Here is a 14,218-nt window from a genome sequence, read left to right on the forward strand (position 1 = left end):
TGTATTTACAACTCGTTTTTTCATTTCTTTTCCAAGGTCAGAAAACTCCAGGAAAATCGCCGAAAAAGAAGATTGCAGCTACAGGATCTCCCATAGCTGCAATATCTCAAAACTCTTTTAATATCCTGCCTATTTTTTCTTTTTAATATTTCCGAGAATCGCCTGCAGGATGATGAAGAAGCAAAGCAGTGCGGAAAGCACAATGCGCACCCACCAGCTGGACAACGTACCCTGCGTTGTGATCAGAGACTGGATCGTACCTTTGATCAGCACGCCGAACAGTGTTCCGAAAGGAACGCCCACGCCGCCGCTGAGCAGCGTGCCTCCGATTACGGCTGAGGAGATAGCATCCATCTCAAGACCTTTGGCCTGCTCCACAAATCCGGCACAGCTGTTCAGACAGAACAGGAAACCGCCAAGGCCTGCCAGAAATCCGTCCAGGATGTAGGCTTTGAATTTTGTCTTTTTTACATTCAGACCCATCATCAGGGCACTCTGCGAATTTCCTCCGATAGCGTACACAGAACGTCCGAACTTGGAGTACTTCATCACAAGGATGATGATGATGAGTATGAGGATCGCGATCACGACCGTGGGATAGATGTAAGCCGGGATAAACTTTCCTCTCTTGCTGTAGGAACCAATAGGAAGGTTGATCTTAAAGTTTGCCCAGGCCAGGAACAGCTCGTTCTTGATGGAGATCATCTCTGTACTGATAACAGCTGTCATACCGCGGCCAAAGAACATGCCGGCCAGGGTGACGATGAATGGCTGGATCTCCAGATAGGATACGAGAAATCCCTGTATCACGCCGTATGCAAGACCGATGGCCAGTGCAGAGGCCACTGCCACATAAGCGCTCATGCCCATATTCTCCATCTCAAATGCAGAAACCATACATACAAGTGCTGTCACGGAACCAACGGAGATATCGATCCCACCGGTAATCATGACGATAGTCTGCCCAAGGGCGATGACCAGAAGCCCTGCATTGGATACGAAAAGGTTAAAGAACATCTGCGGTTTCGCAAATCCCTTGTCTGAGAAAACAACCATACCAGCTGCATACATCACAACGAAAAGAGCAATCGTGATGATAAGAAGGAAGCCAGTTGCACTGATTTTCTTTTTCGGCATAGCCGTCTTATTCTTATTTCCCATTCCTAGTTACCTCCTTCCGCAGCAGGCTTTGCGGCCTGACTTTTTGCTTTTCTGCTGGCCAGCGCTTTCTGGAATACAGGGCTCTGCAGAACAACGATGATGACAACCACGATGGCCTTGTATACCGGGAGCTGATCGGAAGACACGTTCATTCCGTAGAGCACGGTTGTCAGGGCCTGGATCGTGTAGGCGCCGATCACAGATCCCATCAGGCTGAATTTACCGCCGCCAAGCACGTTGCCGCCGAGGGCTACCGCAAGGATGGCATCCATCTCTAGGTTCAGTCCGATGTTGTTGGCGTCCGCTGAGTAGATACGGCTGGAAGCCACAAATCCCGCGATACCTGCCAGAATACCGCAGATCACGTAGGTGAGGAACTTGATCATAGTAGAATTCAATCCCACAAGTCTTGACGCTGTTCCGTTGATACCAACACTTTCGATATAAAGCCCGAGGGCTGTCTTCTTCAGGATCAGATAGGTAATGATGACCACGACCACTGCTATGATCACCGGTGTGGGGATTGGGAATTTCCCGATGTAGCTTCCGAATATCTGATAGGAATCCACACGGATGTAGGTGATCTGTCCGTTTGTGATCAGCTGCGCAATACCACGTCCTGCCGTATAAAGGATCAGCGTGGCGACCATGGGCTGAATGTTCAGCTTCGCCACGAGGAAGCCGTTAAAGGCACCGCACAGTGCTGATGCTGCCAGCGCGGCGAGGAATGCCAGGATGATGGGAGCTGCAAGGGAATTGACAGACACTTCTCCGCCGGAGAGGATCTGACAGCACACAGCTGCAGCTACCGCCATAACGGCTCCCACGCTGATATCCTGTCCGCCTGATGCCGCCGTTACAAGAGTCATACCCACAGCCAGGATCACAAGCTCAGACGCTCTGTTGATCACATCCACCGGATACCCGTAAGGTACGCCGTTCTGGAACGATATTGTCAAAAATCCCGGTATGGTAATCGTTGCTACGATGATAATAACCAGCAGACAAACAATCGGCATAAACAGCCGCATGGATGTTATTTTTTTGAGTCCGGATTTCTGATTACTCATCTTCTACACCTCCTGCAATCGCTTTCATAATTCCTTCCTGTGACAGCTCGTCGCCGGAAAGTTCACCGACCTTTTTCCCATCGCGCAGGATCGCCATACGTGAACATGTACGGAGCATCTCTTCTACCTCAGAAGAAATGAATGTCACAGCCATTCCCTTGTCCGCCAGGTCAAGCACCAGTTTCTGGATCTCTGTCTTTGTACCGATATCGATACCTCTTGTAGGCTCATCCAGGATCAGGTAGTCCGGGTTGGTGAGAAGCCAGCGTCCGATGATCACCTTCTGCTGGTTACCGCCTGAGAGGCTCTTGATCGGCGTCTCACGGCTTGCCGTCTTGATCTGGAGCATATCGATATATTTGTCAGCCGCCTCTTCCATCTCTTTTCTGCTCATAGGACGGAACATACCTCTCTTGGCCTGCAGGGCAATGATAATATTCTCACGCACAGACAGATCCGCGATGATACCGTCTTTCTTTCTGTCCTCCGGCAGATAGGCCATGCCAAGCTTCATGGCATCGATAGGCGCTTTGATCTTCACTTCTTTTCCGTTTACTTTCAGTGTACCGCTGTCTGCTTTGTCCGCGCCGTAAATCGCGCGCACCAGCTCGGAACGTCCGGAGCCAAGCAGACCGGAAAGTCCCACAACCTCTCCCTTATGTACAGTAAAGTCGAAAGGTTTGATCGTTCCCTGATGTCCAAGGCCCTCAGCCTCCACCACGGGGATGAACTCCTTGAGGCCTTCGTGGGCGCTCTTGATATCCGCAAGATCGTCAAAGTCTTTACCCATCATCTTCGCCACGAGCTGGACTCTGGGAAGCTCTTTTACCTTGTATTCGCCCACCAGCTCACCGTTCCGAAGTACGGTGATTCGGTCACATACCTCGTATACCTGCTCCAGGAAGTGGGTAACGAAAATAATTCCCACGCCCTGTTCTTTCAGTCGGTTCATGAGTGTAAACAGCTTCGCCACCTCGTCATCGTCCAGGGAGGATGTGGGCTCATCGAGGATCAGAACTTTACACTGCATATCCACAGCACGGGCAATCGCGATCATCTGCTGTCTGGCAAGAGATACATCCTCGAGCTTATCTGTAGCATTGGCATCGATCTTCAGATCCTGGAGAAGCTCCGTGGACTTTTTGTTCATCGTCTTCCAATCGATAAATCCTGCCTTTCTCGGTTCACGGCCGATGAAAAGGTTCTCTGCCACAGTCAGGTTCGGACAGAGGTTGACTTCCTGGTACACCGTACTGATTCCGTTTTTCTGCGCTTCCTGGGGAGATTTGTTGACAATCTTCTGTCCGTCCATCGTGATCTCACCTGTCTGGAACTCATGCACTCCTGTCAGGACTTTGATCAGTGTGGATTTACCTGCACCGTTCTCTCCCATGAGTGCATGGATCTCGCCTTTGCGGAGCGTGAAATCAACATGCTGCAGCGCTTTTACGCCAGGAAATGTCTTGGATATATCCTTCATACTTAATACAACATTTTCTTCCATATGGCTCTCACCTGCTTTCTCTTTTCTCTTATCTACCTTGATCAACCAGTTCCCATTTTTTCATAAAGAGAGCGTAGCAGCATACCCGGAGTACCCCGTTTATTCCACTACGCCCCTTCTTTTTCAGAACACAGCGCTATACCGGCTGTATATCTTTTTTAGTATGCACGTCCGTCGATGATCTCCTGTGTGATCACTGTAACTGCATAGTCGCCTTCTTCCTCAAGGCTGTTTGTAGCTGTAACGCTTGCTACTGTGTCGTCATATGCGAAGATCTCTTCGTCTACGTAGTTGAGCTTCTCAACTTCTTCGCCAGCCTCGAGAGCTTTGATGAGCTCCTCTGCACGAGGTCCGTGAAGCGGATTACACTCTACGTCACATACGATCTTGCCTGCCAGTGTGTCAGTAAGACCTGCGTTTGTTGTATCGAAGGAGATAACAAGGATCTCACCGTTTGCGATATCTGTTCCTACTGTCTTTCCAGCTGCCTCGATAGCATCGATTGCGCCGAATGCTTCGTTATCATTCTCGCAGTATACTACGTTGATGTTGTCGTACTGTTTCAGCATGGACTCCATAACTTCCTGTCCTTTAGCCTGTGTAAACTCACCGCACTGCTGAGCTACAAGGTTCCATCCGTACTTCTCAACGCCTTCTTCAAGACCCTGTGTACGTCCGATCTGAGCTGTGGATCCCATTGTTCCCTGGATGTGAGCGATATTCAGCTCGCTTGCATCCCATCCCTTAGCTGTAGCGTAAGCGTTCAGCCACTCAGCTGCCTTGCGTCCTTCCAGCAGGGAGTCTGTACCGATCCATGTTGTGTACAGATCATCATTTGATACATCTACCATACGGTCAACGATGATAACCGGGATATCTGCGTCATATGCTTCCTGGAGAACTGTGTCCCATCCGGACTCTGTAACAGGTGCCAGAAGTATGTAGTCAACTTCCTGCTGGATGAAGTTACGGATAGCTGTGATCTGGTTCTCCTGTTTCTGCTGTGCATCGTCGAAGATCAGCTCATATCCGTTCTCCTCTGTAAATGTCTCCTGCATGGACTCTGTGTTGGCTGTACGCCAGTCAGACTCAGCACCAACCTGTGAGAAGCCGACTGTGATCACATCACTGCTGCCGCTGTCCTCTCCGCTGTCTGAAGATGAATCTCCACTGCTGCTTCCGCATCCTGCAACCATGGCTGCTGTCATAGCAACGCACAGAAGCATGCTCACTACACGCTTTTTCATATTTTTGTTCCTCCTTTTTCTTTATAGGGGATGATCCCTCCCCTTAATTTGTATGTATATAATAGCAAGAAAAAAGAAAGAAGGATACAGAATATCCTCCTTACTTTGTAATTTTTTTTACGAAATTGTAAACATTTTATGAATATTTGGGTGTTTTTTTATGATTTTTGTTCGATTATTTTTGCCGGTATAATAATTACCGCCTCTGTTCCTCTGTTTTCCTCGCTCTCAAAGAAAATTCCGTACTCTTCGCCGTAATATCTGTGAATTCTCTGATTCACATTGCCAAGGCCGAACCCCTGCTTTCCGCCGTCCTCGCAGCCGGCAATATATCTGCGCAGCCGGGCCAGCTCCTGCTCTGTCATCCCCTTTCCATTGTCTATCACTTTCAGAAGGATCTTGTTTCCCTCCAGCTTCCCCTCGATCAGGATCGTGCCGCCGCCTCTCTTCTTTTTTATGCCATGGTAGAGCGCATTTTCTACCAGCGGCTGCAGCGTCAACTTGGGGACTGTATAGTCCATGATTTCCTCGTCCATCTCTATCCTGTAATCCATGATATCCTGGTACCGGAACTGCTGGATCTGCAGGTAGCTTTCCACATGGCGTTTTTCTTCTTCCAGAGTAATATAGTCCTTGCCTTTACTGAGTGTGGTCCGGAAAAACTCTGACAGATAGCTGGTCATCTTGACCACTTCCTCGTCCCTGCCGGACTCTGCCAGCCAGACGATGGTGTCAAGCGTGTTGTACAGAAAATGAGGATTAATCTGTGCCTGGAGAAGTTTGGACTCCATGTTCCTTATATTTGCCTGCTCCTCCTTGATCCTCTCTACCAGCCGCCCGATCTCCACCGTCATATCGTTAAAGTTGTCTGCCAGCACCGCGATCTCATCCTTGCTCTCCACATCGCTTCTGACTGTAAAATCTCCTTTGGCCACCAGCTTTGACGCCTCGCACAGTTTTCTGACAGGCTGCACCACACTTCTCTGGGTAAAGTTGGATATGATCGTCGTCAGAATGCCCACCACGCACACGATCAGGATACTGCTCTGGAGAGTCTTTCTGGTGTTTTCCATCATCGCTTCCTTTATAGCAGTGAAGCTGGCGTTTTCATCATTGATATAGTTCTGGATATTTTCCTGCACCAGATCTGTCAGGCTTCTGACATCTTCCAGCAGTTCCTCATTTTCATCGTAATGTCCGCCCTCATCCATGTTCTCCTCTATCTCTTCTATGATTTTCTCCAGAGAATTAAGCGTATTGACAATCCTGTCCGGAAGATATCGGTTGCTGTTTACTGTGGCAATATCCGACATCTCGGTGCAGGCCGCGCGCATCTCTTCTATATAATCATAGGGATAGACAAGCTCCACGCCCCCCACGGAATAGATGCCCTCCCGCAGCTCACTGACCGGTTTGTCCCACACAGTGGCATAATACATGCTGTAGTCCATCCTCTCCTTGAATTCCTTCACGTACTTGCTGGCATAGTTCACACTGTTGGCCACCCGGTCAAAGGCCTGCACCGTGGTGTACTGGGTATACAGAAGATAGCCAATGAGAGCTGTCAGGGGAATAAAGCAGGACAGCACGATCATAAAGATCCTGGAGCGGAGTGAAAGACCTTTTTTCCTCTTTTTCTTTTCCTCTTCCATGCTACAGGTCACCTCTTCTTGCGCGGTACTCCTTCGGCGAACATCCCTGAGTCTTTTTAAAAATGAAGCTAAAATAATGGGAATCCTTGTAACCAACATCAAAGCCGATCTCCGATGTCTTTTTGTTGGAGCACATGAGCATCTCTTTTGCCTTTTCCATCCGTATATCTGTCAGATACTCCACAAAAGTCTGCCCTGTCTCCTGGCTGAAAATGGAGCTGAAGTAGCTGGAGCTCATACCCACGCTGGCCGCCACACTGCCAAGAGATATCTCCTCCGACATATACCGAGTCTGCATATAGCTTTTTGCCGCCTCAATGATATCTTTGTATCTGTTTCCTGATGTCTCATCCCGGAGCTTTAAGGTACCGCTGATCAGACGGTTGATATAGTCAAGCATGTCTTCTACGGAGTGTATATGATCAGCAACTTTTCTGATATCCCCGCACTCCTTCTCAATCTCTTCCTCTGTGACACCGATCTCTTCTCCAAAAGAGACAATGCTGATGTAGAGGTCCATCATCACGTACTGCCTCATCATCATGGACTGGACATTCTCTCCCAGGATCTCTTCAAAGTAAGTCTTTACAAAACTCTCTGTCTCTTCCGCAGTTCCGTTCCGCAGGAACTTACCGATGAGACTTCTGTTCTCCTGCATGGAGCCCAGCCCCTTCACGTCAGGCTCTTCTTTATTTCTTCCGTGCAGCTCCTCCCACGTCAGGATCTGATTTTTCTCTGCCACAAATCTTCCCGCAAAAGCCCTGTCCGCCTCACGAAAAGAGTCCCGCAGCTCCCTCAGCCTGGAAACGCCGATGCCGATCCCTCCAAAATACTCCACTTTCTGGAATTTTTCCATGGTCTTCTCTAATTCCGCCTTGCACGTCTCGATCCGTTCTTCCAGTGACTTTTCATTTTCTGCCAGGAGAAGAAAGGCCCAGCCTTTGACATCCCTCTGAAAGCAGTACACGCCGGGCAGCTTTTCCATGCAGGCCCCGACCTCCATGTAGGCGGATACGAGCTGCTGCTGCAGATCCGGCACCCCGTAATTGGTCAGCTTAAAGAGGATAAAATTGTACATGCCGGCGCTTAGATCCATTCCAAGCTGCTTGCCCTCATCCAGAATGTCCGTCATGGGGATGTTCTCTGTCAGTATCTGTGTCAGGAATTTCTGTTTTTCAAATACGATATTGCCCTGGAGATCCTCCTCATACTTGCTCAGAAGCTCCCTTTCTTCTCTCTCTTTTTCTATCTTTACGGCCACTTCCCCCACTGCTTTGAGCAGCTCACCTGCGGAAATGGGCTTCAAGAGATAGTTGGTAATACCGATCTCGATCCCTTTCTGGGCAAACTCAAAATCATTGTACCCGCTCAGGACAATGATCTTGATGTCCGGGAGCTTCTTTTTCACCGCGGCGCTGAGCTCCAGGCCGTCCATAAAGGGCATTTTAATATCCGTCAGCAGGATGTCCGGCTTCTCCTTGAGGATCAGGGGATAGGCAAGCTCTCCGTCCCCGGCTTCTCCCACAAATTCATAGCCCTCCCGCTCCCAGTCTATGCTGTTCTTTATACCGTCACGGATGATCACTTCATCTTCAACCAGAAATATTTTTATCATATCGTCCCTCGCTGTCTCCTTCCGCCTATCCGTATCACATTCCAGGACGCTCTGTGCAGCCTGCTGGTCATGATCCCGGCATCCAGAGATGATCTCTGCACTTTCTGCGGAAATACAACCTCTCTTCCTGGCCCGTTACACAGTTTCACATAGCTGCTTTCAAGGACAATGTGCTCTATCAGATGATAGCCTTCCATTCCCCTCACATCTGCTACCAGTTCCACATCTTCCTCTGTGTTGCGGTTTACCGCGAAAATAGTCACCTCATCCTTTTCCTCATTATAGACGGCAACACTCTCCACATCCGTCACATTTTCATGCTGTGCCGTGTCGTGCACGCCGGTGCTGATGACCGGCCTGAGTACAGTGCCCCGTCCATATCTGGAGGCGTGCATAAAGGGATAGAAGATCGTCTGCTTCCACGCCGGTCCCCCGCCCTTCTCTGTCATGATCGGAGCAATGACATTGACAAGCTGCGCCAGACATGCCATCTTTACTCTGTCTGCATGTTTCAGCAGAGTGATCAGCATCAGCCCCACAAGAAGGGCATCCTCAAAGGTGTAGATATCCTCCAGCAGGGAAGGCGCTGTCTGCCACGGCCTGTTCTCTGTAATGTCCATCTGCTCTTCCTTTGAGTGGAACCATACATTCCACTCGTCAAAGCTCAGATTGATATTTTTCCTTCCTCTCTTCTTCGCCTTCACATAGTCGCATGTGGCAATGACCGTGCGGATAAACTCCTCCATGTCATCGGATTTGGCCAGGAAATCTGACGTATCATTGGCCTCATTCCCGTAATACTGGTGAAGGGACACATAATCCACATAGTCGTATGTGCGCTCCAGGGTGACCGCTTCCCACTCCGGGAAGGTGTCCATCTCCCGGGAAGAGCTTCCGCAGGAGACAAGCTCAATGCCCGGATCGATCAGCTTCATGGCCTTGGCCGTCTCCTCAGCAAGGCGGGCGTACTCTCCCATGGTCTTGCGCCCCACCTGCCAGTCTCCATCCATCTCATTTCCAAGGCACCACACCTTGATGTTGTGGGGCTCTTTGATCCCGTGGGAGATGCGCATGTCACTGTATTTTGTCCCGCCCGGATGATTGCAGTACTCCAGGAGGTTACAGGCATCGGCGATCCCTCTGGTGCCCAGGTTGACTGCCATCATGACCTCAGAATTTACCTTCTTCGCCCATTTTGCGAACTCGTTGATCCCCACCTCATTGGGCTCCAGGCTGCGCCACGCCAGTTCCAGCCTCCTGGGCCTTTGTTCCACAGGCCCCACGCTGTCCTCCCACACAAAGCTGGAGACGAAATTCCCTCCCGGATAACGGATAATGGGAACTCCCAGCTCCCGCACAAGACTGATCACATCCCTGCGGAACCCGTCCTCGTCAGACAGCGGGCTTCCCGGCTGGTACAGGCCGTCGTAGACCGCCCTTCCCAGCTGTTCCACAAAAGAGCCGTAGATTCTTTTGTCCACCTCGCCGATCTTAAAATCTTTATCGATCACCATTTTTGCCTGTTTTGCCATCCTGCAGAACCCTCCTTTATCTGCTTTTACAATATTTTTCCCATCTACTCCTGGTCATTGGTCAGCTTCAGCCGGTCAAGGACGTAGAACACAAGGCTTAAAGCCATGCCGGTGATGCAGGCCAGCACCATGCCGGTGAGCTGGATATTTCCGATATTGACCGCAATGCCCGAAAGGCCGGTAACAAAGACTACGCTGGTCAGGGTCAGGTTCCTGGAGCGTCCATAATCCACTCTGGAGTCCACCAGGATGCGGATGCCGGATGCCCCGATCATGCCGTACAGAAGGAAGGAAATCCCCCCTATAACAGGACCCGGTATGGTCTGGATCAGCATGGACAGCTTGCCCACAAAGGAGCAGATGATAGACAGCACGGCGGCTCCCGCAATGACCCGCACGCTGTACACTTTGGTCACTGCCATGACGCCGATGTTCTCCCCGTAGGTGGTAGTGGGCACGGACCCGATAAGACCGGAGATCATGGTGGACAGGTTGTCCCCCAGAAGGGAGCGGTGAAGTCCCGGATCGCGGAGCAGGTCCCTTCCCACGATCTTGCTGGTAACCACCTGGTGTCCGATGTGTTCTGACGTGATGACAAGAAGCACCGGCAGGATGGTGACAATGGCCTCCACGCTGAATTTGGGCAGCATGAAATGTGGAAGGGCAAATACAGACGCCTCTGCCACCGGGGCGAAATCCACGATGCCGCACAGGATGGCCGCCACGTACCCTGCTATCACCGCGATCAGGATGGGGATGACCGCAAGGAACTTTCGGAACAGGATATTGCCAAAGACAGCCACACCCAGTGTAACCGCAAAGACAATGACATTCTTTGGATCAATGGTCTCATCCAGAAGTCCCGCATTGCTGGCCGCAGAGCTGGAGAGCTCCAGTCCTATGAGGGCCACAACAGGCCCCATGGCTGCCGGGGGCAGCACGATGTCGATCCAGTCGCACCCGAACCTGTAGATGATAAAAGCCAGGATGCATCCGCAAAATCCAACCACCACAAAGCCGCCCAGGGCATACTCATATCCCATCTGGTCAATGATAATGCCGCCGGGAGCCAGAAAGGCAAAGCTGGAGCCCAGATAGGCCGGCGCCTTCCCCTTTGTGATAGCAATAAATAAAAGGGTACCCACTCCGTTCATGAACAGCACAATGGCCGGGCTGATGCCAAACATGAAGGGCACCAGCACAGAGGCGCCGAACATGGCGAACATGTGCTGGATGCTTAAGGGTACCAGTAATTTAAGGGGGACTTTGTCCTCCACCTGTATGATCTTTCTTCCTTCCATTCCTTTTCCTCCTCATTGTTCCAACCCACGCATGACGCAGGATGCGCAGGTATAATAACCACATCGTGGTTATTATACCATTCTATCCCTCAGAGGAAAAGGGGAACCTCCCGCTTACGCCTGCATTTTGTCCAGGGCGTAGAGGGCCGCCCCGGCAGCGCCCACGATCTCCGGTTCCGGGCAGATATAGAGCCTGGACTGGATCTTCTCCTCCACTGCCCGGACTACTCCCGGATTCTTGGCCACGCCGCCGGTCATCATAAAGGTCTCCTCCAGGCCCACTCTCTTCATAAGAGAGTAGGCCTTCCCCGCAATAGCGCGGCAGACGCCCCAGGCGATATCCGCTTTCTCTTTATTGTTGGCGATCAGGGAGATCACCTCTGACTCGGCAAAGACAGAGCACATGCTGGTGATCTCTATATCCTCCGTGGACTGAAGAGCCACCGGCCCCAGCTCGTCCACATCGATCTCCAGGGTGCGGGCGATCATCTCCAGGAAACGCCCAGTGCCGGCTGCACACTTGTCGTTCATGACAAAGTCCGTCACTTCCCCCGCTTCGCTCAAGTGGATGGCTTTGCTGTCCTGTCCGCCGATGTCCAGGATCGTGCGCACCTTCGGGTTGAAATAATGCGCGCCCCGTCCATGGCAGCTGATCTCGGTCACATTTTCATCGGCAAAGTCAATGCTGACCCGCCCGTATCCTGTGGACACGATCCAGGCGATCTCCTCCCTTGCAAGGCCCGCCTTCCCCAGGATCTCTCCCAGGATCTTCTGGGCGCTCTCCCCGGATTTGGCTCCGGTGCGCACCACCGCCGATGCCACGATCTTTCTCTCCCCGTCCATGATCACTGCGTTGGTGGACGTGGAACCGCTGTCTATTCCCATTACATACATGTCTTTCTTCTCTCCCTTGGGGGCCGGCCGTCTCTTCTCCTTCCCCGGAGCCAGCGACTCCAGAAAAGCCTCGATCCGTGTGAGCACCTGCCCGTAACTCTGTTTCGTGTAGTCTGTCTCAAGCTGGAGCATAGGCCCCGGCAGCACCTTTTTCAGCCAGGCGTACTCGTAGGAGTAGTTGTCGCAGAACTGGACTGTATGGTAGATGATGCCGTCCACGCTCCGGGCATATTTCTCTATCAGTTCATCTCTCCCTGCCGCCGCTTCCATGCGCATGCAGGGGAACTGGCTAAGAAGCCCTCTTGTGTAGCCGGTCATCACATAGTCCGGCTCCAGGAGGTATTTTCTCCGAAGGCCTGTGCAGGTGATATCAAAGGCCACGTTCGCCCCTTTTTCCTCCAGGATGCGGGCGATATTCTCATTGGCTCTGGCCCCCACGATACCGATGTTGAGCGCATGCTCTTTCAGAGAGATGGCCTGCTCTTTCTGTCTGGTCTTTAAAAGCTCCGCCAGCCTCTCCTCCTCAAAATGTTTCCCTGAAAATGCCTCGTACGTCCGGATCATCTTCCATATCCGCTTCTCATAGAGCGTGATCCCGGCATCCTTTGTGATCCTGGGAGTGTCCAGAATATAGATGAATTTATCCGGCAGCTCCTCTGTCAGCACATCGTAAAGCCTGCGGATGCTGTCGCAGCAGGTGGTCAGGATGACGCCCTCGTAGTCCCCCGCCAGCACATCCTCCAGCACTCCCTTGGCAAAACTGCATATATTGGGGTGCATCTTCATGTCCGCCTGGGTGAAATTCGTCACCTCCGGCTCGATCCGCTTCATCTCCACACCCATGGACTGAAAGACCTCTATGGGCGCGTATTTACAGATATATCCTAACATGCTTCTCTTCCTCCTGTCCCGATCATTTCCAGGAACGCCTCCAGCCTTGTCTTGATCTGGCCGTCATGGCTGTTCCGCTTGTCTATCCCGTCCCCGTCCAGGATCAGCATGGGGATTCCCTTCTCCTGCATCTTTTCCTTCAGAAGGATGCTCCCGCCTGACGCCTGCTTGCAGCCCCAGTGACAGAAGTGGATGACCGCGTCAGGATGGAGTTCGTCCGCCAGCCGGCCGATCATCTCCGCCTTGTGGGCGTAGGAGCCGTTGTACAGGTTCCTGATGATCTTGCCAGCAAGGGCCTCAAAGGGGTGTTCTGCGTCCAGCTCATCCATGTAGTCCAGGATGATGTCACTGGCTATGATCTGATACTCCTGACTACTGTTGAAATACTCCTTCAGGCTCTCCTGATAGAAGGGAAGGAGGTGGATCCACAAAATCTTTTTCCCCCGGAACACCGGTCCTTTTTGTATCTCCTCGTTCATAAAGCGCAGAAGCTCCAGCAACTCCTTTGTGCCTATGAGCAGATGCATGCCCATCATCATGTAGAGATGGCTGATCAGCTCTCCCGGATAATAGTAAATCTTCTGATATTCGAAGAAACGCTTCAGCTCCCTCCGCGTCTCATTCTCCGTGCGCAGGATGTCCTTCAGCTTCTCCTCCTCAAACCTGCGACCGGTCCGCTCCTCCAGCTCCCCTGCCAGGTCACGCAGCTGGTCTGCCAGGTAAGCCACAGACTCCCGGTCGGAGGCGTAGGGCACATCCAGAAACGTGAAGGGCACATTCGCCTTTTTCTCCAGATAGCGAAAGGTATTCAGGTTTCCGTCGCAGGAGAGGGAGGTGGTCACTCCGTATTCCGGCTTCTGCACCACACCGCTCTCCACGCCCCCCACAAAAGTCTTGTGGTAGGAGCACAGCGTGGGGGCGATCCCCATGTTCTGTGCATAATCGATAAAATAGTCCTCCAGGTGGTACCCGCTCATGTAGCAGGAGAGACACTCGATGGACAAAGTGTTCAGGCCAAAGCACTGCATCAGCTCGCAGGGAGCAAAGATATTGCCCCACACGTAGCTTCCCTCCCTGGACAGAGAGTCCGCCACCAGGCTCATCATCATGGACTCCAGCCGGTGGTAGCCCTCGGATATATTTTTGTTGGGGAGGAGCTTCATCCTCCACTTGTTGGCCTTAAAGCCGAGGAGGATCTTGTCCCAGCTCTTCTCCGGGCGCCGGATGGCCTCCCCCCTTACGTGATCAATGTATTTATCTACGATCTGCATGTCTATCTCACCTCGTCTGTTTCGCCGCTGTCCGCCGCAGGCCTGGCAGGCAGATACAGCACAGCAGCTAAGTATAAAGT

At 51.7% G+C, this 14,218-nt stretch carries 10 protein-coding genes; all 10 read right to left on the reverse strand.

Annotation, left to right across the window (positions count from 1 at the left end; translation table 11 throughout):
* Positions 1 to 129 precede the first annotated feature (129 nt).
* On the reverse strand, positions 130 to 1,161 hold the full coding sequence (locus INF30_RS09105; protein ID WP_226394971.1) for an ABC transporter permease subunit: 1,032 nt from the start codon (positions 1,159 to 1,161) through the stop codon (positions 130 to 132).
* 2 nt (positions 1,162 to 1,163) lie between these two features.
* Positions 1,164 to 2,231, reverse strand: a complete 1,068-nt coding sequence (locus INF30_RS09110; protein WP_076779461.1) for an ABC transporter permease — start codon at positions 2,229 to 2,231, stop codon at positions 1,164 to 1,166.
* The gene (locus INF30_RS09115) at positions 2,224 to 3,735 is read right to left on the reverse strand and encodes a sugar ABC transporter ATP-binding protein (protein WP_191428074.1); all 1,512 of its coding nucleotides are present in this window, start codon (positions 3,733 to 3,735) and stop codon (positions 2,224 to 2,226) included. Before INF30_RS09115 ends, INF30_RS09110 begins: the two co-directional genes overlap by 8 nt.
* 158 nt (positions 3,736 to 3,893) lie before the next feature.
* The gene (locus tag INF30_RS09120; protein WP_226394972.1) at positions 3,894 to 4,982 is read right to left on the reverse strand and encodes an ABC transporter substrate-binding protein; all 1,089 of its coding nucleotides are present in this window, start codon (positions 4,980 to 4,982) and stop codon (positions 3,894 to 3,896) included.
* A 158-nt stretch (positions 4,983 to 5,140) separates the two neighbouring features.
* Positions 5,141 to 6,634 carry a sensor histidine kinase gene (locus tag INF30_RS09125; protein WP_076779464.1) on the reverse strand — a complete coding sequence of 498 codons (1,494 nt, stop codon included), beginning with the start codon at positions 6,632 to 6,634 and terminating at the stop codon, positions 5,141 to 5,143.
* Position 6,635: 1 nt separating this feature from the next.
* Positions 6,636 to 8,249 carry a response regulator gene (locus INF30_RS09130; RefSeq protein ID WP_076779467.1) on the reverse strand — a complete coding sequence of 538 codons (1,614 nt, stop codon included), beginning with the start codon at positions 8,247 to 8,249 and terminating at the stop codon, positions 6,636 to 6,638.
* Complete coding sequence (gene arfA, locus INF30_RS09135; protein ID WP_076779470.1) at positions 8,246 to 9,781, reverse strand: arabinosylfuranosidase ArfA; 1,536 nt, start codon at positions 9,779 to 9,781, stop codon at positions 8,246 to 8,248. Before arfA ends, INF30_RS09130 begins: the two co-directional genes overlap by 4 nt.
* Positions 9,782 to 9,825: 44 nt before the next feature.
* Positions 9,826 to 11,082 (reverse strand): uracil permease, encoded by a 1,257-nt coding sequence (gene uraA, locus INF30_RS09140; protein WP_076779472.1) that lies wholly within the window; start codon positions 11,080 to 11,082, stop codon positions 9,826 to 9,828.
* Between the two features lie 114 nt (positions 11,083 to 11,196).
* Positions 11,197 to 12,867 carry an acyl-CoA dehydratase activase gene (locus INF30_RS09145; protein ID WP_076779474.1) on the reverse strand — a complete coding sequence of 557 codons (1,671 nt, stop codon included), beginning with the start codon at positions 12,865 to 12,867 and terminating at the stop codon, positions 11,197 to 11,199.
* The gene (locus INF30_RS09150; protein ID WP_226394973.1) at positions 12,861 to 14,138 is read right to left on the reverse strand and encodes a 2-hydroxyacyl-CoA dehydratase subunit D; all 1,278 of its coding nucleotides are present in this window, start codon (positions 14,136 to 14,138) and stop codon (positions 12,861 to 12,863) included. The genes INF30_RS09145 and INF30_RS09150 overlap by 7 nt, the downstream gene beginning before the upstream one ends.
* Positions 14,139 to 14,218: the final 80 nt, after the last annotated feature.

The sequence above is a fragment of the Claveliimonas monacensis genome, from assembly GCF_014982975.1.
GTDB lineage: Bacteria > Bacillota > Clostridia > Lachnospirales > Lachnospiraceae > Claveliimonas > Claveliimonas monacensis.